Source organism: Empedobacter sp. UBA3475 (assembly GCF_002378465.1).
GTDB classification, from domain to species: Bacteria; Bacteroidota; Bacteroidia; order Flavobacteriales; family Weeksellaceae; genus Empedobacter; species Empedobacter falsenii_B.
In genome coordinates, this window is record NZ_DFRA01000040.1 from 61,575 (window position 1) to 83,833 (window position 22,259).

20 protein-coding genes and 2 tRNA genes are annotated in these 22,259 nt (G+C 31.3%); 12 read left to right on the forward strand and 10 right to left on the reverse strand.

Annotated elements, in window-relative coordinates:
• Positions 1 to 41 precede the first annotated feature (41 nt).
• The 3 genes from B3I31_RS09240 (at position 42) to B3I31_RS09250 (ending at position 870) form a co-directional block, all read left to right on the forward strand.
• Positions 42 to 521, forward strand: a complete 480-nt coding sequence (locus tag B3I31_RS09240; RefSeq protein ID WP_038332955.1) for a DNA-deoxyinosine glycosylase — start codon at positions 42 to 44, stop codon at positions 519 to 521.
• 169 nt (positions 522 to 690) lie between these two features.
• A tRNA-Gly gene (locus B3I31_RS09245) sits at positions 691 to 763 on the forward strand.
• A 23-nt stretch (positions 764 to 786) separates the two neighbouring features.
• Positions 787 to 870 (forward strand) — tRNA-Leu (locus B3I31_RS09250).
• Positions 871 to 995: 125 nt separating this feature from the next.
• Here B3I31_RS09250 and rho read toward each other — a convergent pair.
• Positions 996 to 2,639 (reverse strand): transcription termination factor Rho, encoded by a 1,644-nt coding sequence (rho, locus tag B3I31_RS09255; protein WP_291087950.1) that lies wholly within the window; start codon positions 2,637 to 2,639, stop codon positions 996 to 998.
• 175 nt (positions 2,640 to 2,814) lie between these two features.
• On the opposite strand from rho, the gene B3I31_RS09260 reads away from it, so the two are divergent.
• The 4 genes from B3I31_RS09260 to B3I31_RS09275 all read left to right on the forward strand — a co-directional run bounded on the left by B3I31_RS09260 (position 2,815) and on the right by B3I31_RS09275 (position 7,615).
• Positions 2,815 to 3,228 carry a DUF4293 domain-containing protein gene (locus B3I31_RS09260; RefSeq protein ID WP_038332961.1) on the forward strand — a complete coding sequence of 138 codons (414 nt, stop codon included), beginning with the start codon at positions 2,815 to 2,817 and terminating at the stop codon, positions 3,226 to 3,228.
• 262 nt (positions 3,229 to 3,490) lie between these two features.
• Positions 3,491 to 5,677: a glutamine synthetase III gene (locus B3I31_RS09265; RefSeq protein ID WP_291058678.1), complete on the forward strand. Its 2,187-nt coding sequence runs from the start codon at positions 3,491 to 3,493 to the stop codon at positions 5,675 to 5,677.
• 106 nt (positions 5,678 to 5,783) lie between these two features.
• The gene (gene prfA, locus B3I31_RS09270) at positions 5,784 to 6,875 is read left to right on the forward strand and encodes a peptide chain release factor 1 (protein ID WP_038332970.1); all 1,092 of its coding nucleotides are present in this window, start codon (positions 5,784 to 5,786) and stop codon (positions 6,873 to 6,875) included.
• Between the two features lie 89 nt (positions 6,876 to 6,964).
• Positions 6,965 to 7,615, forward strand: a complete 651-nt coding sequence (locus tag B3I31_RS09275; RefSeq protein WP_291047145.1) for a phosphoribosylanthranilate isomerase — start codon at positions 6,965 to 6,967, stop codon at positions 7,613 to 7,615.
• A gap of 49 nt (positions 7,616 to 7,664) precedes the next feature.
• Here the strand turns inward: B3I31_RS09275 and B3I31_RS09280 are convergent, their stop codons facing one another.
• Both B3I31_RS09280 and B3I31_RS09285 read right to left on the reverse strand, forming a co-directional pair.
• Positions 7,665 to 8,075: a hypothetical protein gene (locus B3I31_RS09280; protein ID WP_286494769.1), complete on the reverse strand. Its 411-nt coding sequence runs from the start codon at positions 8,073 to 8,075 to the stop codon at positions 7,665 to 7,667.
• Between the two features lie 19 nt (positions 8,076 to 8,094).
• Positions 8,095 to 8,583: a WapI family immunity protein gene (locus B3I31_RS09285; protein ID WP_291058674.1), complete on the reverse strand. Its 489-nt coding sequence runs from the start codon at positions 8,581 to 8,583 to the stop codon at positions 8,095 to 8,097.
• A gap of 352 nt (positions 8,584 to 8,935) precedes the next feature.
• Here B3I31_RS09285 and B3I31_RS09290 point away from each other — a divergent pair, with 352 nt between their 5' ends.
• Both B3I31_RS09290 and B3I31_RS09295 read left to right on the forward strand, forming a co-directional pair.
• Positions 8,936 to 9,619 (forward strand): DUF6261 family protein, encoded by a 684-nt coding sequence (locus B3I31_RS09290; protein WP_291058672.1) that lies wholly within the window; start codon positions 8,936 to 8,938, stop codon positions 9,617 to 9,619.
• Between the two features lie 149 nt (positions 9,620 to 9,768).
• Entirely contained in the window at positions 9,769 to 10,875 is a 1,107-nt protein-coding gene (locus B3I31_RS09295) for a TlpA disulfide reductase family protein (RefSeq protein WP_221854136.1), read from the forward strand.
• 73 nt (positions 10,876 to 10,948) lie between these two features.
• On the opposite strand, the gene B3I31_RS09300 is transcribed toward B3I31_RS09295, so the two are convergent.
• Genes B3I31_RS09300 through B3I31_RS09315 form a run of 4 tightly spaced genes read right to left on the reverse strand, consistent with a single transcriptional unit; the run spans position 10,949 to position 15,661 of the window.
• Positions 10,949 to 12,520, reverse strand: a complete 1,572-nt coding sequence (locus B3I31_RS09300) for a DHA2 family efflux MFS transporter permease subunit (RefSeq protein ID WP_291061397.1) — start codon at positions 12,518 to 12,520, stop codon at positions 10,949 to 10,951.
• A 21-nt stretch (positions 12,521 to 12,541) separates the two neighbouring features.
• Positions 12,542 to 13,735, reverse strand: coding sequence for an HlyD family secretion protein (locus B3I31_RS09305; protein ID WP_221854138.1), 1,194 nt, complete (start codon positions 13,733 to 13,735; stop codon positions 12,542 to 12,544).
• An 11-nt stretch (positions 13,736 to 13,746) separates the two neighbouring features.
• Positions 13,747 to 15,042, reverse strand: a complete 1,296-nt coding sequence (locus B3I31_RS09310; protein ID WP_286494765.1) for a TolC family protein — start codon at positions 15,040 to 15,042, stop codon at positions 13,747 to 13,749.
• Positions 15,032 to 15,661, reverse strand: a complete 630-nt coding sequence (locus tag B3I31_RS09315) for a TetR/AcrR family transcriptional regulator (RefSeq protein ID WP_280062831.1) — start codon at positions 15,659 to 15,661, stop codon at positions 15,032 to 15,034. The genes B3I31_RS09310 and B3I31_RS09315 overlap by 11 nt, the downstream gene beginning before the upstream one ends.
• A gap of 105 nt (positions 15,662 to 15,766) precedes the next feature.
• Here B3I31_RS09315 and B3I31_RS09320 point away from each other — a divergent pair, with 105 nt between their 5' ends.
• The 3 genes from B3I31_RS09320 to B3I31_RS09330 all read left to right on the forward strand — a co-directional run bounded on the left by B3I31_RS09320 (position 15,767) and on the right by B3I31_RS09330 (position 18,593).
• A complete protein-coding gene (locus B3I31_RS09320; protein ID WP_291058668.1) occupies positions 15,767 to 17,038 on the forward strand; it encodes a DUF2851 family protein in 1,272 nt (423 codons plus the stop codon).
• Complete coding sequence (locus B3I31_RS09325; RefSeq protein WP_038332996.1) at positions 17,039 to 17,260, forward strand: PspC family transcriptional regulator; 222 nt, start codon at positions 17,039 to 17,041, stop codon at positions 17,258 to 17,260.
• A gap of 133 nt (positions 17,261 to 17,393) precedes the next feature.
• Positions 17,394 to 18,593, forward strand: coding sequence for a helix-hairpin-helix domain-containing protein (locus B3I31_RS09330; RefSeq protein ID WP_286494764.1), 1,200 nt, complete (start codon positions 17,394 to 17,396; stop codon positions 18,591 to 18,593).
• An 85-nt stretch (positions 18,594 to 18,678) separates the two neighbouring features.
• On the opposite strand, the gene B3I31_RS09335 is transcribed toward B3I31_RS09330, so the two are convergent.
• The 3 genes from B3I31_RS09335 to B3I31_RS09345 form a co-directional block, all read right to left on the reverse strand.
• Complete coding sequence (locus B3I31_RS09335; protein ID WP_291047143.1) at positions 18,679 to 21,591, reverse strand: M16 family metallopeptidase; 2,913 nt, start codon at positions 21,589 to 21,591, stop codon at positions 18,679 to 18,681.
• 71 nt (positions 21,592 to 21,662) lie between these two features.
• Positions 21,663 to 22,040: a fluoride efflux transporter CrcB gene (crcB, locus tag B3I31_RS09340; protein ID WP_125349605.1), complete on the reverse strand. Its 378-nt coding sequence runs from the start codon at positions 22,038 to 22,040 to the stop codon at positions 21,663 to 21,665.
• Positions 22,040 to 22,246 (reverse strand): hypothetical protein, encoded by a 207-nt coding sequence (locus tag B3I31_RS09345; protein WP_125349604.1) that lies wholly within the window; start codon positions 22,244 to 22,246, stop codon positions 22,040 to 22,042. The genes crcB and B3I31_RS09345 overlap by 1 nt, the downstream gene beginning before the upstream one ends.
• Between the last annotated feature and the right edge of the window lie 13 nt (positions 22,247 to 22,259).

Here is a 22,259-nt window from a genome sequence, read left to right on the forward strand (position 1 = left end):
TAGCACTTTTTTTGTACATTATATTTTTAGAATAAGACAAAATGCATAAACAATCTTTTGCTGCAATTATATCAGAACAACCAAAAACATTAATTCTTGGCTCTTTACCTGGTGATTTATCGTTAGAAGTCAATCAATATTATGGGCATCCACGTAATCGATTTTGGAAAATGATATTTGAGATTTTTGAGACAGAATTTTCAGAAGATTATGAAGTGAGAAAACAACTTATTTTACAAAATAAATTAGCTCTTTGGGATGTTGCGCATTCTGCTGATAGAAAAGGAAGCATGGATGTGGATATGAAAAATGTTTCGCCAAATCTGATTGATGAATTGTTGAATGAACATCCTACAATCGAGAAAATAATTTTCAATGGAAAGAAAGCGGAACAATTATTTTGGAAATATTTTGATGAAAAAACATCCATAGAGTATATTTCTTTGCCAAGTACAAGTCCAGCAAATGCTCAATTTTCTTACGAACGATTGATTGAAATCTGGAAAAATGCAATTATTTAAGATGAATTTTTCATGTTCAAAATAATTTAATCCAAGAAAAGTAAAATTATTTTAGTGCTTAAAAATATTATGATGAGAAACTTAGCTTTTGATGTAAAATAATTATGAAAAAAATGTTTCCTAAAAGTTTTGTAATTCAAAAAGCTGTTCTATATTTGCACTCACAATCGCGGGAATAGCTCAATTGGTAGAGCGTCAGCCTTCCAAGCTGAATGTTGCGAGTTCGAGTCTCGTTTCCCGCTCAACTTCTTTCTTAGAAGTGGATGCCTTGGTGGTGGAATTGGTAGACACGCAGGACTTAAAATCCTGTGTCCATTAGGACGTGCGGGTTCAAGTCCCGCCTGAGGTACAACAAAGCTCAAGAATTTATTTTCTTGGGCTTTTTTTATTGTCTATATTTTTCATAAAATAGGTAAACAAAAAAAACCACCTAAATAACTTTAGATGGTTTTTGAAATTATAAGTTGTAATAAATTACTTATTCATAGAGATTAAAAACTCTTCGTTAGAGCGCGTATGTTTGATACGATCGTGTAAGAATTCCATCGCTTCTACAGGATTCATATCCGATAAATGGTTGCGAAGAACCCACATTAATTGTTGTGTTTTGTCGTCTAATAACAAATCATCTTTACGCGTAGAAGAACTTACCAAATCAATCGCAGGGAAAATACGTTTATTCGAAATCTTACGATCCAATTGTAATTCCATGTTTCCTGTTCCTTTAAATTCCTCGAAAATAACTTCATCCATCTTAGAACCTGTATCAATCAAAGCAGTTGCAATAATTGTTAAAGAACCTCCATTTTCGATGTTACGAGCCGCTCCAAAGAAACGTTTTGGTTTGTGTAATGCATTTGCATCAACACCACCAGATAATACTTTACCAGAAGCTGGAGAAACAGTATTGTAAGCACGTGCCAAACGTGTAATAGAATCTAAAAGAATCACCACATCATGTCCACATTCTACCATACGTTTTGCTTTCTCTAAAACGATATTCGCAACTTTTACATGGCGATTTGCTTCTTCATCAAACGTCGACGCAATAACCTCTCCGTTTACCGAACGCTTCATATCTGTTACCTCTTCCGGACGCTCATCGATTAATAAAACAATCAAATAAACTTCTGGATGATTTTGTGCAATTCCATTCGCAATATCTTTCAATAACGTTGTTTTACCCGTTTTTGGTGGCGCTACAATCATTCCACGTTGACCCTTACCTATTGGTGTAAATAAGTCAATCACGCGATTTGATAAAGATTTAGAATTACTTAAATTGAATTTCTCGTTAGGGAAAAGAGGAGTTAAATGCTCAAAAGCGATACGATCACGTACATAATCTGGCGTACGACCGTTGATTTCTTTGATTTTGATTAAAGGAAAATATTTTTCACCTTCTTTTGGAGGACGAACTTCTCCTGTAATTGTATCTCCCGTTTTTAATCCAAATAATCTAATTTGAGATTGCGAAACATACACATCATCAGGTGAAGACAAATAATTAAAATCTGATGAACGTAAAAAACCATAATTATTATCTGGTAAAATCTCTAAAACACCTTCAGTTTCAATAATTCCATCAAATTCATAATTCGCAGCGCGATATTTATTTTTTTGATTTTGATTGTTGTGGTGATTATTTTGTTGAGATTGATCGTTTTGATTACGATTATCAGATTGATTATTTTTCTTCTGATTCTGATTATTTTGGTTATTCTTTTTCAGATCTTGGCTTTTGTTCGCACGTTCCTGAAATTTATTAACGCGAGGATTATTTTCTTCCTTTTTTTCTGTTTCGGTAGAAGTATTTTCAACTTTTTCAGTTTTTACTTCTTCTGCAACAGCCTCTTTTTGTTGAACTTCTCCTTCCGAATTTTGAACTCGTTTGCGTTTCGGTTTCTTATCTTCTGTAGGTAGATTTTCAGCTTTATCTTTTTTAGCAGGTTTTGTTTCAGCTTTTTCTTCAACCTTTGGTTGGCTGTTGATAAAACCTAAAACTGCGTCTAACAATTCGCCTTTTTTTAATTTCTTATACCCATCGATTTTCAGTTGCTCTGCAACTTGTTGTAAATCTGGTAATTTGAATGATTTTAATTCTTCGATATCAAACATAATCCTATAATGAAGGTATTAATGTGTTTATATTTTTTTTATTCAATAAAGTAATTGGGAATCATAACAATAGAATTGTTATAAAGCGTATAAATTTGAGATTTATTAATGCAATAGTACGAATAATTATAAAAACTCAAAAAGTTTTTTTACATTTGTATTCGAAATTTAAGAAATGATTCAAAGAAAGCAAAGTATATATTTATTCTTAAGTGGAATAATTTCGAGTATATTCGCCATGAATTTTGATAAGCTGTTTGATATTCCATTAAATTGGTTACAAAATCCGGAGAAAGGAGATTACATTTTTTCGTTAGCCTTTTTCTCATCAGCTTTAATTTCATTTTTAACCATTATGTTTTTCAAAAAACGTAAGTTACAGATTAGCTTAGGATGGTTAAACATTATTTTGAATGTTTTATTAATTGGTTCTTTTGTATATTGTCTATTAACATTACCTGGAGAAGGAAATTCTGAGAAAGGTATTTGGGCATTAGTTCCTTTAGCTTCGATTGTGCTTCTGTCAATTGCCAATCGTTTGATTAAGAAGGATGATGATCTTGTAAAATCAGTAGACCGTTTCAGATAGACCAAAAACTTTTTATATTATGAGTGTCTAAAAGCAGTTTCAAGCAATTGAAACTGCTTTTTTCGTTTAAATAAGTTTATTCGAATGTTAAATAAAAATTAATTTTACACTGATGTTTTGAAAATCTAAACTAAAATAAAGGGGTATTGAATTTATTTGTAATGAAATTATAATTTAACCCCTAAAAAAATAGGGGTGTTTTTATTTTATGTTTAATTTTTATTTATTTTTGCATCATAAAACAACACAAAGTAATTTTCTTATGACATCATTTCGTTTTGAAGCACTAAAAGCCGCAAGCAATCGCAAACCGGTAGCTGTTCCTGAATTAGGGAAAAAATCAGAAATTTTTGGAAGCAATGTTTTCAATGACAAAGCAATGCGTCAACATTTAACTTCAGAAGCTTATAAAGCCGTTCGTTCTGCAATGGATTATGGTACTAAAATCGACCGTAAAATGGCAGATTTTGTTGCTTTAGGAATGAAAGAATGGGCGATGAGCAAAGGTGTAACACATTATACACACTGGTTTCAGCCATTAACAGGAACAACAGCAGAAAAACATGATGCTTTTTTCGAAACTTCATTTGATGGAGCAGATCCTGTAGAAAAATTTAGTGGATCATTATTAGTTCAACAAGAGCCAGATGCATCTTCTTTTCCAAATGGAGGAATTCGTAATACATTCGAAGCACGTGGATATACAGCTTGGGATCCAACCTCACCAGCATTTATTTTTGGAACAACTTTATGCATTCCGACAGTATTTGTTTCGTACACAGGAGAAGCTCTAGATAATAAAACACCTTTGTTAAGAGCGCTTTTATCAATTGATGAAGCAGCTACAGAAGTAGCGAAGTTCTTCGATAAAAATGTGAAGAAAGTAACTCCGACTTTAGGTTGGGAACAAGAATATTTTTTAATTGATGATGCTTTAGCGGCTTCTCGTCCAGATATTTTACAAACTGGTAGAACGTTGTTAGGACATGTTTCTGCAAAAGGTCAACAATTAGAAGATCATTATTTTGGTTCGATTCCTACGCGTGTTTTAAATTATATGCGCGATTTAGAAAACGAATGTATGTTGTTGGGAATTCCTGTAAAAACTCGTCACAACGAAGTAGCACCTAATCAATTTGAGTTAGCGCCAATTTTCGAGGAAACGAATTTAGCAGTTGACCACAACTCATTGTTAATGGATGTGATGCAAAAAGTTGGTGAGCGTCATCATTTTAAAGTATTATTCCACGAAAAACCATTCAAAGGAGTTAACGGATCTGGAAAACACAATAACTGGTCGTTAGCAACAGATACTGGAGTTAATTTATTAGCGCCAGGAAAAACACCAAACAGCAATTTACAGTTTTTAACGTTCTTTATTAATACCATCAAAGCAGTTTCAATTTATGAGGAATTGTTACGTGCTTCTATCGCTTCTGCTTCTAATGACCACCGTTTAGGAGCGAATGAAGCGCCACCAGCAATTATTTCGATCTTTATTGGTCAACAATTGACAAAAGTATTGGAAGAATTAGAAGGTGTTTCGACAGGGAAATTATCTCCTGAAGAAAAAACTGATTTAAAATTAAACGTTGTTGGAAAAATTCCAGATGTTTTATTAGACAATACAGATAGAAACAGAACTTCTCCATTTGCTTTTACAGGAAATAAATTCGAGTTCCGTGCTGTAGGATCGACTGCAAACTGTGCAAATGCAATGACAACGTTGAATGCAATTGTAGCAAAACAATTGATCGATTTCAAAAAAGAAGTTGATGCGTTGATTGAAACAGGTTTGAAAAAAGATGAAGCAATTTTCAATGTTTTACGTGAATATATTAAAGAAACAAAGAATATATTATTCGAAGGTGACGGATACAGCAAAGAATGGGAAGAAGAAGCGGCTCGTAGAGGATTGTCAAATCACAAAACAACTCCATCAGCTTTAAAAGCAAAAGTTTCTCAAAAATCGTTGGATTTATTCTCGGAGCTTAATGTAATGAACAACACAGAAGTTGAAGCGCGTTACGAAATCGAATTAGAAGATTACATCAAGAAAATTCAGATTGAAGGTCGTGTTTTAGGTGATATTGTTAGGAATCATATTATTCCGACAGCTTTTAAATATCAAAACATATTAATCAAAAACATTAAAGGATTCAAAGATATTTTTGGAAATGATTATGAACAATATGCAGGCGAGCAATTAATTATTTTGAAGAAAATTTCGATGCATGTAAACGAATTAAACGCAAAATTGCACTTAATGATGGATGCGCGTAAAGAAGCAAATGTGGTTGAATCTTTAGAAGAGAAAGCATATGCTTATTGTGATAAAGTAAAACCATATTATGATGAAATTCGTTACCATGCCGATAAGTTAGAATTAATGGTTGACAACGAATACTGGGTCTTAACAAAATACAGAGAATTATTATTTACGAGATAATATTTTCAACAATAAATCACAAAACCGATGAGAAATCATCGGTTTTTTTTATTCAAATTTTCTGAATCCCTTGAGTTATTGTATCTTTGCAATCCAATAAAAGTATATGGCAGATTTAGGTCTATTAGATAAATTAAGAGCAATCAAACAACGTTTCGATGAGGTAGCAGATTTAATCATCCAACCAGATATCGTAACAGATCAAGCTCGTTATGCGAAATTAAACAAAGAATATTCTGATTTGAAAGACTTTGTTGAAATGCAAAAACAATACGAAAACTTAATCAATGTAATTGAGGAAGCAGACGAAATTATTCAAGATGGTTCTGATGCAGAAATGGTTGAGTTAGCTAAAATAGAAAAAGACGAAGCAATCAATGCGATTCCACCTTTAGAGGAAGAAATCAAAATGATGTTGATTCCAAAAGATCCAGAAGATGAGAAAAACATCATTGTCGAGTTACGTTCTGGTACAGGAGGAGATGAAGCAGCGATTTTCGTAGAAGATATTTACCGCATGTATTCGATGTATTTCAAAGAAAAAGGATGGAAACACGAAGTATTAAATACTTCTGAAGCATCTGGAAAAGGATACAAAGAGTTGGTGATGCAAGTAGAAGGAAATGCAGTGTATGGAACGATGAAATACGAATCGGGTGTTCACCGTGTACAACGTGTTCCTGAAACAGAATCGCAAGGGCGTGTGCATACATCGGCGATTACGGTTGCGGTTTTACCAGAAGCAGAGGAAGTTGATGTAGTGATTAATCCAGCAGATTTGGAGTATCAAACAGCTCGTTCGTCTGGTGCGGGAGGACAAAATGTAAATAAAGTTGAAACAAAAGTTCAATTAACGCACAAACCTTCTGGAATTGTAATTGTTTGTCAAGAAGCGCGTTCTCAACACAAGAACCGTGAAAAAGCGTTACAATTATTACGTACAAAATTGTATGAAATCGAGTTCGAGAAAAAACATTCAGAACGTTCTGCTCAACGTAAATCGTTAGTTTCGACTGGTGACCGTTCGGCTAAAATTCGTACATACAACTATCCGCAAGGACGTGTAACAGATCACCGTATCAACAAATCAATTTATAATTTGGATAACTTTATGAATGGAGATATTCAAGAAATGATTGATGCATTGAAAATGGCAGAAAATGCAGAAAAATTAAAAGGTTCGGAAGAAGATTTCTAACATCAATTTTAAATCTTAGATCATACAAAACACTTCAAGAAATTGAGGTGTTTTTTTATATATTTATAGTATTAAGAATAAAACAAATGATGAAAACAAGAGTTAAAATTTGTTGTATTAGTAGCAAAGAAGAAGCACAACAAGCGATAAAATATGGAGCGAGTGGATTAGGTTTAGTTGGTAATATGCCAAGCGGACCAGGTATTATTGGTGATGATTTAATCAAAGATATTACACAAATTATCCCGCCAACATTAGCTTCGTTTTTATTAACAAGTGAAACAACAGCAGAAACAATTATTCAACATTATAAAAAAGTTTATACGAATACAATTCAGTTAGTTGATGAGCTGAAAAACGAAGAATATCAAATTTTGAGAAACGAATTACCTTGGGTAAAATTGGTACAAGTGATTCATGTAATTGATGAAAATTCGGTAACTGAAGCGATAGAGAAATCTCAGTTTGTAGATGCTATTTTATTAGATAGCGGAAATCCTAACTTACAAGTAAAAGAACTGGGAGGGACAGGGCGCACGCACAATTGGGCGATTAGCAAAAAAATTAGAGAAGAAATTAACATTCCTCTATTTTTGGCTGGCGGTCTTCATCCTGATAATATTCGTGAAGCGATTGATGTTGTTCAGCCTTTTGGCGTAGATATTTGTAGCGGTGTAAGAACTGATGGAAAATTAGACGAAAAGAAATTAGACGCTTTTTTTAGAGCGGTTAATGGTTAGAAAAATAAAATCCTTGTCAAAGTTTTGAATCTTGACAAGGATTTTTTTTCTAATTTTCTTTGTCGCTTGAGTCTAAAAGGAATTTGTAAACCGTTTTATCTCCATTACTAGTTATTCTTATAATATTGATAGTATCTTTTCTTTTTTTACTATGGAATTTAATATCTCCAATTCTCAAATTGTAAAATCTCATTGAATCGGATAAATCATTATGATTTAATAATTTTCTTTCATTTAATTTTTTTAAGCTCGATGATTGAATATAAATTGAATCATTTGGATTTACATTTCCTATTTTAATCTGTTTGATTAAGTACGTACAAAATACATTTAATTTTAAATCATTTTTGTCAGAAATTTCTTTATATGAGTGAGAATGTGGAGCTCCTGTAATTGCTAAAAAGCAAGAGTTTAAAGTTAAAATAATTAAAATAAAGAAAAGAAAATTGAATATTTTCATATTAGAATACTGTTTAGTCTTATTTTTTATTATAATACATCGTATTTATTAGATTATTAAAATCACCAATTATTGGAAATGCTTTGGTAATTTGATTGAGTTGGTTAATTATATCTTTAAGAAAAGTTTGGTCAAAATCAATATCAAAAGTTAGATTCGCAGAATATATACCCGATTTATCATTACACTCAATACTTGCTCTTAATTTACCAGAACCATCTCCTGAAATATCAATTTTACAATATTCTTCTAAATCAGAAAATATTACTTTTCCATCTAATTTATTATATAAAATTGCGAGCTTTTGTTTAAAATCTTCAAAAGTTATTGTTAGAATTTCAGCTGAATATTTACCTTGAAATGCTCCTCCTTTAACCTCAATATAACAATTAATCCAATTATTATCATAATCAATTTCTGAGTTATAGTTTATTAGATTTTTTGTCGAAATTCTTATAAAATTTCCTTGACTTTTTATTTCAAAAAATAGATTTTCTGTTGAGTTCATTCAGTGTAATGTTTGGAAAGCTTGTATATAACTAATTTCTTGTAAATATAATTGTTTCTAAAATTACATTCGTCTAAAACAAGTCTGTTTGTAATAAACGTAAGATTACATTCATCTAAAACAAGTCTGTTTATAATAAATGTAAGGTTACATTCATCTAAAACAAGTCTGTTTGTAATAAATGTAAGGTTACATTCATCTAAAACAAGTCTGTTTGTAATAAATGTAAGATTACATTCATCTAAAACAAGTTTGTTTGTAATATCTGTAAGGTTATATTGATTAATAATATATTGACTATATTTATAAAACATTAAAAATAAATGAATTATAAACACTTAATTAACCTGTTATGAAAATTAATTTACAAAAATTATCGACAAAAAATCTGGCGACATTAGCGCAGCGAACTATCAACTCTTCTCAAGCCGGAAATTACACCATTGTAGAGAACCACCCTTTGTTGCTGTCGCTTATTGCGAGTTATCAAAACTACGACACGGTATACACAAAGTTGACCTACAGCGGAAAAGGAAAAGAGGTGGCGATAGCGGATAAAGAGAGAGATGTTGCATTTAGTAACATGAAGGCTTTCTTGAATGGTTATCGTAAATTGACTTCTGTCGCGAACTATCAAGATGCGGAAGCTTTGTACAAAGTTTTCCAAATGTTTGGACTGGATTTAGACAGATTGAGTTATTCTGCCGAAACAGCTCAATTGAAGAAGCTTATCGAAGAATTAGAAAAGCCAGATAATACATTGCGTATTATCAACTTATCGCTTGTAGCAGCTTTTGATGATTTGAAAACAAAACATACCGATTTTGAGATATTATTTGCAGAGCAAGCAGAGGCGAACGGAGATTTGCGCCAAATTGCTAGTGCTTCTTCTTCTCGAAAAGAATTGGAACAAGTGCTGCGATCTTACCTCAATCTAATTACAGCAATGAAAGATGTACCGGATTGGTCTAATTTGTACCACGATTTGAATGAGATTGTGAAAGCAGCAAGAAATAGTGTGTTGCCTGCAAGTTGAACAAGTAAACAAACGAGCCGAAATTGTAAAAATACTAAACGTTAATTATTGAATAATAAAACCTCCACCCAAATTGCTTGGGTGGAGTTTTTTTTGAGATGATTTTTCGAAATATTTAATTAGATTTATAAATAATTAACTACATAATAATGACTAAACTATTAACACTAATTATCTTATTTGTTTTTACAAACTTATTTGCTCAAAAACAATTTACTATTTCTGGAAAACTTGATGGATTTGATGAAAATGCATTGGTCAAAATAAGTATTAATAATGCTCCTATTGATAGTGTCGTATTAGTTAAAGGGGGTTATAAATTAGAAGGAAAATTAAAAGAGGTTCCATCTTCGGTTTATATTACAGTCAAAAATGGAAAAGATTATCATTCTGCACTTCTTTTTATTGGTAATGAAAAAATTACACTAAATGCCACAAAAAAAGATTTTCCTTATGATGTAAAAACTTCTGGATCTGAGTATGACGAGATGAGGTATAAATATGCTCAGTTTGATAAAGATTATACGATAAAACGACGAGAATTTTTAACTGATATGATGTCGCTTCGTGAACAAAATAAATGGAATGATAGTTTACAAAAAGCATACTGGGGTAAAGTAGAACCTTATGGTAAAATAACTGCATTAGATAATGAATTTGCAAAGAATAGTCTTCAATTTTATCAAGATAATATAAATTCATACTATACACTTTCATTAGTTAATTCATACAAGACAGAATTGTCAAAAGAAGTTTTAATTGATTTGATGAATAAGTTAGAATCTAAATATAAAAAATCAGCCTATTACAAATCTATCATGACAGATATTAATACAGAAAAGTTAAATATTGGCGACAGTTATATAGATTTTATGGCGTATAATCAATCAAATAAAAAAGTTAATTTTTCAGATTATTTCAAAGGAAAATATGTGTTATTAGATTTTACAACTTTTTATTGTGGATTCTCTTTAGAATCTATTCCTGTTTTAGATCAAATAAAGACTAATAATCGTGATAAGTTAGAAATTGTAAGTTTCTATGTAGATAAAGAAGAAATTGGTTATAAAAACTTTCTTTTAAAACATGCAGAAGATTGGATTTCGCTTTGGGATAAAGAAGGTAGAACAGGAGGTACTTATACAAAATACAAGATTATCGGTACACCAACTTTTTATCTTTTTAATCCAGAAGGAAAACTTATTCTAGCAGATTTTGGATTAGATGAAAAGAAAATTACAGAATCAATCAAATAAAAAAAATCCATCCCAATAAATTGAGATAGATTTTACATTTATAAAAAACTGAAAATTAAAATAATTATTCTGATTAATGTCCTGCACTGATTACTTTACCTGCTCCTTTTTTGATAAAGAACAAAATAAATGGAATACAGATTAGGAAAACTACACCCAAATACAAGAAAACATCCATGTAAGTTAATACAGTTGCTTGTTTAGTAACTTGTAAATCGAGTAGGTTATAGGCTTTGTTTAATGCTTCATTTGGGGCAAAACCTTTGCTCACGAAGCTCATTTGTAAATTCTGAATATGTTTTTGTACATCAAAATCGGATGTATCAAGATGCGAAACTAAATTTGTTCGGTGTCCAACTGTCCAACGAGAAATAAATGTTGTAATAATCGCGATACCAAAAGATCCTCCTAACTGACGCATCATTCCTGTAAAGGCAGCTCCTTCACCAATTTGTTGCCCTCTCAAACTTGAAAGTGAAAGTGTGGTAACAGGTACAAATAATAATCCCAATCCAACTCCACGAACAATTAATGGCCAAAAGAAATGCTCGGAACCTGTGTCTGGTGTTAAGATTTTGTATGACCAAAAACTGTAACAGAAAAAGATAAAGAATCCTCCTGCAACCATGTATTTTGGTGGTACACCTTTTTGTAACATTGTTGCGATGATTGGCATCATGAATGCAGTCATCAACGACGAAGGAATTAATAATAAACCTGCATCAGTTGCAGTCCATCCTAAGATTGATTGTGTATAAATTGGAATAATGAATGTCGATCCATATAATCCAAATCCTAAGATGAAGGATAAAATAGTACCAACTGCTAAGTTGCTATCTTTCAGTACACGTAAATTTACAATCGGATGCTTGAAAACTAATTCTCGCCAAACAAATAAAATGAATCCGAAGAAACTTGCTATACTCAAGGTTACAATTGTCGAATCTGAGAACCAGTCGTCTTGTTGTCCGTGTTCTAATACATATTGTAACGATCCAACTGCAATGGCTAACAAAATAATTCCCAAGAAATCGACTTGACTTAGTTTTGATTTCTCTGCATATTTTGGACTACGAACAAATGATATCGTTAACAATACAGCAGTAATCCCAATCGGAATATTGATGTAAAATATATATGGCCAAGACCAATTATCAATAATATAACCTCCTAAAGGCGGACCAAGCGTAGGACCAACAATAACTCCCATTCCATAAATTGCCTGCGCTAAACCACGTTTTTCGGGTGGATAACTTTCGGTAATGATAGTTTGCGAAGTTACCAACAGTGCTCCACCACCAAGTCCTTGAATAAATCGGAACAAGATAATTTCCCACAATGTTGTTGCATTTCCACAAAGAAATGAGGCAACTGTAAAAATGATAATCGAAGCCGCAAAATAATTGCGTCGTCCAAATTGTTGCGACAACCAGCTGGTCATCGGCACTACAATTACGTTGGCAATTGCGTAAGCGGTAACCACCCACGCAATATCAGTTAAAGAGACACCCAAACTACCTTTCATGTCGTTCATTGCAACGTTAACAATTGTTGTATCAACAATCTCTAACAATGCACACATGATGGCGGTAATGGTGATGATTACACGTCTTGCACCATATTCAACTAAATTATTTTCTTCCATAATTTTTCTGAATAGGTGTTATTACTTTGCAGAAGTATTCGATTTTAAAAGAATATCAGCTTCCACGTTCATACCTGGACGAATCATTTTCAACATTTCGTCTTTTTGATCGATAAATTCGATTTTAATAGGAAGACGTTGAACTGTTTTTACGAAGTTACCCGACGCATTATCTGGAGGTAATAATGCAAATTTAGCACCAGTTGCAGGAGATAAAGATGTTACTTTCGCTTTGAATTCGTGTTTTGGATAAGCATCAACTTTGATGATGGCTTCTTGTCCAACTCTAATTTTTTCTAATTGAGTTTCTTTGTAGTTTGCCACAACCCAAATATTATTTGTTGTCACAATATTAAACAAAGATTGACCAGCTTGTACCAATTGTCCTGGTTGTAAATTAATTTTAGAAACTTGTCCATCTTCAGCCGCAATTACATACGTATAAGACAAATATAATTTTGCATTATCGATGTTTGTTTTGCTTTGACCAATTGCTGCTTCCGCAACTTTAATTTGTGCTTTTGAAGCATCAGCTTGTGCTTTCGAAGTGTTCACTTGTTTTGCTGTAGCTTGCGCTTGTTTTGCTGTAGAAGCTAATTGAGCACGAGAAACACCTAATTGTTCTTGTACAATTCGCAATTGTTTTTCTGCTGTTTCTTTTGCTGCTAAAGCTTGCTCGTATTGTTGTTTTGTGATCGATTGATTTTGGTATAATTTATTGTAACGATCAAAATCATTTTTCGTTCTCCAAACTTGTACTTTTGCTGCTTCTACATTTGCTTGAGCTGTATTAACACTTGCTTGAGCTGTTTCGATTGTAGTATTTGCTGCAACTGCACCAGCTTCTGTCACTCCAATTGCTGCACCAGCTTGAGAAACACCCGCGTGAGCAACTCCTAATTGACCTTCTGCTTGTAATAAAGCATCTTGCGATTGTTGCAATTTCAAGGCAAATTCAGATCCGTCCAAAACAACTAATGTATCACCTTTGTGAACCATTTGGTTATCTTCTACTAAAATCTTCTGAATGTATCCTGAAACTTTAGGAATAACAGGTGTTATTTTTGATTCAATTTGTGCATCATCAGTAATTTCGTGCGCTTGTCCGTGTAAATATTTATAAACTCCATATCCACCTCCAAGGATGATTAATGCTCCTAAAACGATGATAAATTTTGAATTTATTTTTTTCTTTTCTTGATTATTTTCTTCCATATCGAGAGGTGTTATTGTACGTTTTCTAATAAAATTCCTGTAGTATAGTAATATTCGTAGATCGCTAATTGTTCGTCAGCATCTCCGACAACTTGATTGATTTTTGCTTGCAATTGTTGTACATCCGCTTCTAATAAATCGTCTGTATCAGCCAATCCGTTGTCATTTTTATCTTTTACAATTCTGTAGTTTTCGTTTGCTTGTTCTACAGCTTCCTTGTAAACATTATTTTTCTTTTTTGCTAAATCATACTTTTGAAAAGCTTCGTTCATTTCAACTTTAGCTTTATCAATTGTCGTTTCTTTTTGCATCTCATTTTCTAATTTCTGAGCTTTTGCAATTTCAACTTCTGCTTTATTTTTATACAAAGAAGATAAATCATATTTCAATCCAACACCAACATTTGTTGCATTTGTAACCGAAGCAACTTTATCAATATCCATCGCAATATATCCAGCTGAAACCGCTAATTGAGGGTAATAAGCTGCTTTCGCAATTTTGATTTGACTATCAGCAATCTGATTTTTTACATCATATGATTTAACATCTGTACGATTGACGTAATCTTGAGAATTTTGATTGATGGTTTTCAAGGTTTCTACATTATCAACATGAACGATTTTACTTTCGTCTTGTCCAGTCAATAAATTCAATCGGTAATTAATGTTTTTGTATTGCGTTTCGGCTTCATCAATTGCAACTTGCACATTCGATGCTTGTAATTTTGCTCTCAACAAATCATTTCTCGCGATGATTCCGTTATCCAAAAAGTTTTGAAAATCTTTCACACGTTGATTTGCTCTCACTAAGTTTTCATTCAAAACATCGATAGAACGTTGCGTTTTGTACAATCCAAAATATAAATTAATAGCTTGCCAAACCACATTTTCTTTTGTTGCTTCGATTTGTAAGTTTGATAAATCAACCATCAATTCACTGCTTTTGATTGCATTTTTAATTTTAAATCCAGCAAAAACAGGGACAGAAGCACTTGCTTGTCCTAATAATAATTGGCTCGGTTCAACTCCCATTCCTCCACCAGAAGATTGCATCGGAAGTTTGATGTCTACATTTGTTGTCGTAAACAAATGCATGTATTGTCCACTCAACGAAATGTCTGGTAAACGATTGTTTTTCGCGCTTTGTACTTTATACTCACTTGTATTTTTAGCAGCTTCGGCAACTTTCACAGATTTGTTGTTCTGCAAACTTTGTTGAATAACTTCCTGCAAAGAAACGTTGGTTTCCTGCGCATGAGCGAAAGTAGCAACAACTAAACAAATCGGTAAGAAAATTTTATTTTTCATCGTATAGTAAAATTGCTTTTAAAGAATCTATTAAATAAGGGTAATATTCTTCGTGAATATGTTCTGTAAACTCTTCATGAGAAGATAATCCCCATTGTTTCATATATGTTTTTTCGTTCAAAATCAAATAAGATGTTCCACCAATAACTACCATTACAACAGCTTCGGCAGGAGCTTTTCTTTTAAAAACGCCTTCAGAATATCCTTCACTAATAATATTTGTGATATATTCTAAATTTTTTGTTTTTAAGTCATTGACTTTACAATCAATTTCTAAAATTGAATCTCTTTTCGAATATTCTCTTGCCATAATTCGATGAAATTCAGGTTTATCCAAAATTCTATTCAAATAAGCTTTTAGGATTGACTGTAACTTTTCAAATGGAGAAAGTGTAGAATTTTGTGAAATTGAGGCCAATGATTCATTGAAAGTTGTGATACGCCAACTAAATAAATTCTCGACCAATTTATCTTTTGATCCAAAATAATAGCTAATCATCGCAATATTAATGTTTGCTTCTTTTGCAATTTCTCGAACACTTGCAGCATCAATTCCTCGTCTTCCAAAAACTCGTTCAGCCGCGCCCAAAATTTCTATTTGCTTCTCACTTAATTTCATCTTATAAAAATTGAACGCGCAAAGTTAAACAAACGTTTAATTAATTTAAAAAAAATAAGTATTTATTTTAATGATTTTTTATAATTCATTGATTAACTTTTGTCTATGAAAGAAATTTTTCTACATCATATTTGGAAATTGAATCAATTTTCACATCAAAGCTTACAAACTTTTCATGGAGATTTCATTGAAATTGTGAAAGTTGGAAAGTTAAACCATCATGCTGGGCCAGATTTTTTGGAAGCAGAAATCATCATTGGCGATAAATTGTGGATTGGAAGTGTCGAAATGCATGTCAATTCTTCGGATTGGAATTTTCATCAACATTCGAATGATTTATCGTATCAAAATGTGATTTTGCATGTTGTATGGAATCACGATTGTGAAGTTGATATTTTGCGTCAACGTAATGTACAAACTTTGATTTTACAAGATTTTGTAAAACCGGAAATTGTTTTTAATTATCAAAATATTATTAATTCTAAGTTGGATAAAATTTATTGTGAAGAATTTTTAGATTCAATTGATTTGAAGCAATTTTCTTTTTGGTTTGAACGAATTTTAATCGAACGTTTCGAAGAAAAAACAAACGATATTGTACAAATTTTAGAACACAATAATTCCAATTGGGAAGAAACATTGTTCAAAAGTTTGGCAAAGAATTTTGGATTAAAAGTTAATGTAGAAACTTTTGAGATTTGGGCAAATTCTTTTCCGTTCAAAGTTTTGCAAAAAATACAATTTAATGCCCAAAAAGTTGAAGCCTTGTTTTTTGGACAAGCCAGTTTTTTAGAAGAAAACTATGAGAATGATTATTCTAAGCAATTAAAAAACGAATATCAATTCCTGAAAAATAAATATAAATTAGAATCAATTGAAAATAGTTTGTTTCGATTTTCGAAAATGCGACCAATTGGTTTTCCGACGATTCGTTTGGCGCAATTAGCATCGATTTATGTGAATTATCAAAGTTTGTTTTCTGAAATTATTCAGCCAAAAAATTTGAAAGAATTCTATAAAATCTTCGAAAATTTGGAATTAAATTCTTTTTGGGAAACGCATTATACATTTAAGAACGAATCAAAATTTCAACTCAAAAATCTTTCAAAAGATAAAATAAATAATTTGCTCATCAATTCTATTATTCCGATTCGTTATGCTTTTGAGCGACAAAAAGATGAGGTAGAAATTGATTTTTATTTGGATTTATTAAATGAAATGGAAGCGGAAAATAATTCGATTTTGGCCGAATTTGAACGAATTGGTTTTGAAAATAAAACCGCAAAAGATTCTCAACAATTAATTCAACTCAAAAAAAGATATTGCTCCGAAAAAAAATGTTTAAATTGCGCTATCGGACAACAAATTTTACGTTAAATGAAAGATCAAATAAGGAATTTTACTGAAACAGAATGGTTTAATGTTATCTCTCGTTTTGCAGATAAATTAGGAATTCGTGTTGCAAAATTACGTTTAATTTTCATTTATTTAACTTTTGCAACTTTCGGTTTAACATTTGTTGGTTATTTTATCATGTTATTCTTTTTTTGGGTAAAAGATTGTTTTGTTATCAAACGAAAATCGGTTTTTGATTTGTAAAAAATATTTACAAATACTTAAAACCTTTTATTAATTTTAGATTTCTTAACTTGTTAAATATTTGATGGTTATATCGTTTTCGATATCGTGAGTGTGTGATAAGGATATTATTTTCACTTCTTTTCCAACCAAGATGAAATATTTAAAAAAATCTACTTTTTACCTGAATAAATCGCAAAGATTTGGCTTGTATTTATTATTTGTTTTGATTTTGTTATTTGAGATTTTTCAACATATTTCAGTTGAAAAAGAAACATATCAATTATCAGAAGCAGATAAAGCTTTGCTAGCAAATTATCAAAAAACTCCGAAAAATTATACATTTAATTCTACTTCAAATAAACAAGTAAAAGATTCAATCAAACCCTTTAACCCAAACGAATTATCTTTAGAAGATTGGATGAATTTAGGGTTTTCGGAACGTCAAGCCGAAGTCATTTTGAAATATAAAGGAATTGTTGGCGGAGAATTTACATCGAAAGAACAGCTTAAGAAATGTTATGTTATCGATGAAGGAAAGTATAATGAATTAGCTCCTTTTGTTCTTTTACCAGAACAATCTAAATCGAGTTTTATAGATTATTCATCACCAAAAACTAAAATAGTTTACAAAAATTTCAATCCAAATGATTTGCCACAACAAGGCTGGGAAAAACTTGGTTTTTCGCCAAAACAGGCAGAAATAATCATGAAATATAAACAGATTGTTGGAGGAAAGTTTACCTCGAAAGAGCAATTGAGGAAATGTTTTGTGATTGATGATGCGAAATATGCAGAGATGAAAACGTATATTTTGTTACCAGAAAAATCAAAGGAAGATGAAAAAAATGAGAAAAAACAAAGTGGCAAAAAGATTCAATATGTAAAATTTAATCCAAATAGTTATTCTGAAAATGATTGGCAAAAAATAGGTTTTTCGTCTAAACAAGCTGCTTCAATTATGAAATATAAAAATATTTTGGGAGGTCAGTTTAAATCGAAAGAACAATTGAAAAAATGTTATATGATTTCGGATGAAAAATATGCAGAAATGGAATCTTATATTGATTTACCTGAAAATGTAATTTATAAAGCTGAGCAGCCAAAAGTTGAACAGTCAAAAAGTGAAGATAAAGTAGCAGAAAAAATAGAAATAAAAGGTAAGTTTAATCCAAATAATTTGAGTCATGAGGATTGGATAAAACTCGGTTTCACAGAGAAACAAGTAAATACGATTCTTAATTTTAAACGTTCGTTAGGTGGGAGTTTTAAAGATGCAAAAACATTGAAAAGATGTTATGCGATAAGTGAAGAAAAGTTTAGGGAAATTGAGCCTTATTTGGTTTTTGAGTGATTATTCATTCATAGGTTAGTTTTAAAAAATAAACGCGTTATAGGATTTCCTAAACGCGTTTATTGGTTTTTATAATTTCTGATTATTAGTAGTTAAACAGCTCTTCTAACGTTAATTCTTTTACTTGTCCAAGTTTTTCAACAGATGGCCAATCTAAGTTTTCTTTCTTACCAATTAAACCAACATTGAAGTTTTGACCTTTGATATGTTTTTGGAAAAATTGATCCAATTGTTCTAATGTTAATTTAGATGTTTGATCGTAAATATCTTTATTGATATCATAATTTAGACCTTTATCTTGTAATGATAACCAATAAAAGAACACATTTGCTTTTGTATAACGACTTGTAGCGATTTGCTTAAGTGCTGCTTGTTTAGAATTATTGAATTGATTTTCTGCTTTTGGCATATTATTCATTAATTCTTTCATTGCGTCAACAGCTTGTGGCAATTTGTTTGCTTGTGTTCCAATTACAGCTCTTACATAATTGTAATTATCTTTTTTATTTGCATTAATGTAATAAGAACCAGCAGAATAAGCCAATGATTTAGACTCGCGAATTTCTTGGAAAACGATAGATGACAAACCTCCACCAAAATACTCATTGAAAATTCCTGTAGATGTCAACAAAGTTGGATCATATTTAGTATCACGAGCAAAGAAATTAATTTCCGCTTGTACCATATCGTAAGGAGCAAAATATACTTTGCCATCTGTAGCTGGTTGTGGATATTCTTTTTTCTTAGGATAATCTAAATTTTTCCCGAAATTATGATTTTGTTCAATTGCTTTTTTCGTTTCCGCTTCATTATTTCCGTAATAGAAAATTTGGTGCTTGTAATTAAAGAAATCTTTGATGATTTGCGTTAATTCTTTTGGATCAATAGCTTTCAAATCAGCTTCAGAAATAATATCTCTCGAGCGATTATTTGGTCCATATTGCGCATAAGTGTTCAACAAAGAAGAAATCACGTTTTTGTTCTTTTTTGAATTTTCTCTTGATTTCAAGATTGTTTTCACATATTCTTGGTAAGATTCATTATTTGCAACGGCATCACTTAAAAGATGTTCAAATAATTTGATTCCGCTTGTTAAGTTCTTTTGTAAACCTGTGATATAAACAGAAGTTCTTTCTGTACCAGGATTAACTCCATAATCAACACCAATTTTATAAAACTCTTTTTTCAAGTTTTCTGGCGAATATTTGGACGTTCCTAAATAATTTAAGTAATTAATCGCTAAACCAAGCTTTTTGTTATTGTCTGATCCCATATCCGCGATATAGTAAACAGAGCTAATATCGTTTGTCTTGTTCTGAATCGAAGTGAATTTTGCATTCTTGATTTTACTTTCGTTCAATTCTTTTTTGAAGTCAACAAAAACTGGTTTAATCTCACTTGATTTAATCTTCATGAAATCTTTGTACCAAGTAGATTCAGCATCACGATTCAATTGAATTGGCGTAATTCCAGGATTCGAAACACGTACCAAATCCTTGTTTTCACCTTGACGTTTGTAAACAATTACATAATTATTCGTATAATTATTCTTTGCAAAGTCCATTAGTTCTTGCTTTGTTACACGACCCATATCATCGTATTGATCGACAACTTCTGCCCAAGGAACATCATTGATATATGATTTGTACAAACTTGCTGCTAAAGAACGAGTATTTTCCCAGCTTTTCATACGAGATTTTCTTAAATCATTTACAACTGCTTCTATCATCCAATCATCAAATTCCCCTTTTTTGATTTTTTCAATCTGAGCAATTAATAAATCACGTACTTCTTCTAAACTTTGTCCCTGTTTTGGAGATCCAGAAAAAGAATGCATACCATAATCTCTAAAGAAAGAAGAAGAGCTTCCTGCTCCTAATGTTTTTTGCTGTTGATTGATATTTAAGTCGATTAATCCAGCTGTAGAATTACTTAAAATATAATCAATTAATGTTACATATTTTGCATCAGAACTTTTTGCTCCGTTAAAACGGTAAGCAAACTGAACACGTTCCGAAGATGGACTAAAAACTTCGCTTGTTACAATTGTTTTAATCGGCTCTTCTTTTGCAACATATTGTGCAGGAGCTGCTTTTGTAGCATAATTTCCAAAATATTTGTCAATCATTGGAACAGCCGTATCAAAATCGAAATCACCAATCAACATCACAGCCATATTGCTCGCTACATAATATTTATCGAAATAATTATGAATTGCAACCATTGATGGATTTTTTAAATGTTCTGAAGTTCCAATAGTTGTTTGTGTTCCGTAATGCGATTTTGGAAACAATGTTTCCATCATTTTATAAAAAACTAAACGTCCATCATTGTCTTGTGAACGATTAAATTCTTCGTAAACGGCTTCTAATTCAGTATGAAAAAGACGTAAAGTTAATTCACTAAAGCGCTCAGATTCTACTGTTAACCATTTCTCTAATTCATTATTCGGAATATTATTATGATAAATTGTTTCTTCTAAAGATGTATGTGCATTAGTTCCTGATGCTCCCAAAGATGAAATTAATTTATCGTATTCGTTTGCCACAGCATATTTGGATGCTTCTTGCGAAACTTGATCAATTTTTTTATAGATTTCTACTTTTTTTGCAGGATCTTTTTCTGCTTTGTGCTGTTCGTATAAATCTGAAATTTGTTGGATCAAAGGTTTTTCAACAGCCCAATTTTGTGTTCCAATTTTAGAAGTTCCTTTAAAAACCATATGCTCTAAGTAGTGAGCCAAACCAGTATTGTCTTCTGGATCGTTGTTAGAACCTGTTTTTACAGCTATATGAGTTTGGATTCTTGGTTCGTCTTTTATTTGAGCCAAATAGATTTTCAAACCATTTTTTAGCGTATAAATTCTTGTATTCGAAGGATCATTTTCTACCATTTCGTAGGTATATCCTTTATTGTCAGTTTTTTTCACTGTTTTTAATTGTGCGTGAGTAAATACAGAACCAAAAATGATTCCGCAGATCAAAATAGATTTCCTCATGTATTAATTTTTTAAGTTGCTTAAAAGTAATACATTAAAACGAATAAGAGAAAACTATTTTCGATATAGAGTTATTTTGTTAATCTAAAACCAATCATTGTAAAGAGTAAACCAATGAGTACACTCAAAAAAATATAAATAATTGGTGTGATGTAATTTTGTTGTTGAATTAAGTTGAAATTTTCATACGAAAAACTTGAAAATGTCGTGAAACCTCCACAAAATCCAGTTATCAGTAAAAAATTGAAATAGGTATTTCCTAAACCATTTTTGATTGAATATCCATATAAAGTGCCAATCAAAAAACAACCGATAATATTTGTCAAAAACGTAGCAAATGGAAAAGGTTGTGAATAATATTTTCCGATTCCGTACGAAATTAAAAATCTTGCAACACTACCAAAAGCGCCACCTAAACCGACAAATAGTATAGATTTTAAGAGATTCATTAAATTCTATTAACAATTTTAATTAAAGCTAAAAATAGTAAAATGATGAATGAAATAATTCCTAAAAAGAATAAACCTAATCCAAAATAAGCAATTGTAATTGTTCCAATATTCCAACCGATTAAGTTGATTGAATAACCTATCAAAATCAGTACTACTGAAATCAATAAAAATTTGAAATTATTTACTTTTTCTAAATTCATCATTCCTAAAGATGTG

Coding starts and splice junctions, on each gene's coding strand:
- B3I31_RS09240 (WP_038332955.1), top strand. CDS start 42: ATGCATAAACAATCTTTTGCTGCAATTATATCAGAACAACCAAAAACA.
- rho (WP_291087950.1), bottom strand. CDS start 2,639: ATGTTTGATATCGAAGAATTAAAATCATTCAAATTACCAGATTTACAA.
- B3I31_RS09260 (WP_038332961.1), top strand. CDS start 2,815: ATGATTCAAAGAAAGCAAAGTATATATTTATTCTTAAGTGGAATAATT.
- B3I31_RS09265 (WP_291058678.1), top strand. CDS start 3,491: ATGACATCATTTCGTTTTGAAGCACTAAAAGCCGCAAGCAATCGCAAA.
- prfA (WP_038332970.1), top strand. CDS start 5,784: ATGGCAGATTTAGGTCTATTAGATAAATTAAGAGCAATCAAACAACGT.
- B3I31_RS09275 (WP_291047145.1), top strand. CDS start 6,965: ATGAAAACAAGAGTTAAAATTTGTTGTATTAGTAGCAAAGAAGAAGCA.
- B3I31_RS09280 (WP_286494769.1), bottom strand. CDS start 8,075: ATGAAAATATTCAATTTTCTTTTCTTTATTTTAATTATTTTAACTTTA.
- B3I31_RS09285 (WP_291058674.1), bottom strand. CDS start 8,583: ATGAACTCAACAGAAAATCTATTTTTTGAAATAAAAAGTCAAGGAAAT.
- B3I31_RS09290 (WP_291058672.1), top strand. CDS start 8,936: ATGAAAATTAATTTACAAAAATTATCGACAAAAAATCTGGCGACATTA.
- B3I31_RS09295 (WP_221854136.1), top strand. CDS start 9,769: ATGACTAAACTATTAACACTAATTATCTTATTTGTTTTTACAAACTTA.
- B3I31_RS09300 (WP_291061397.1), bottom strand. CDS start 12,520: ATGGAAGAAAATAATTTAGTTGAATATGGTGCAAGACGTGTAATCATC.
- B3I31_RS09305 (WP_221854138.1), bottom strand. CDS start 13,735: ATGGAAGAAAATAATCAAGAAAAGAAAAAAATAAATTCAAAATTTATC.
- B3I31_RS09310 (WP_286494765.1), bottom strand. CDS start 15,042: ATGAAAAATAAAATTTTCTTACCGATTTGTTTAGTTGTTGCTACTTTC.
- B3I31_RS09315 (WP_280062831.1), bottom strand. CDS start 15,661: ATGAAATTAAGTGAGAAGCAAATAGAAATTTTGGGCGCGGCTGAACGA.
- B3I31_RS09320 (WP_291058668.1), top strand. CDS start 15,767: ATGAAAGAAATTTTTCTACATCATATTTGGAAATTGAATCAATTTTCA.
- B3I31_RS09325 (WP_038332996.1), top strand. CDS start 17,039: ATGAAAGATCAAATAAGGAATTTTACTGAAACAGAATGGTTTAATGTT.
- B3I31_RS09330 (WP_286494764.1), top strand. CDS start 17,394: ATGAAATATTTAAAAAAATCTACTTTTTACCTGAATAAATCGCAAAGA.
- B3I31_RS09335 (WP_291047143.1), bottom strand. CDS start 21,591: ATGAGGAAATCTATTTTGATCTGCGGAATCATTTTTGGTTCTGTATTT.
- crcB (WP_125349605.1), bottom strand. CDS start 22,040: ATGAATCTCTTAAAATCTATACTATTTGTCGGTTTAGGTGGCGCTTTT.
- B3I31_RS09345 (WP_125349604.1), bottom strand. CDS start 22,246: ATGATGAATTTAGAAAAAGTAAATAATTTCAAATTTTTATTGATTTCA.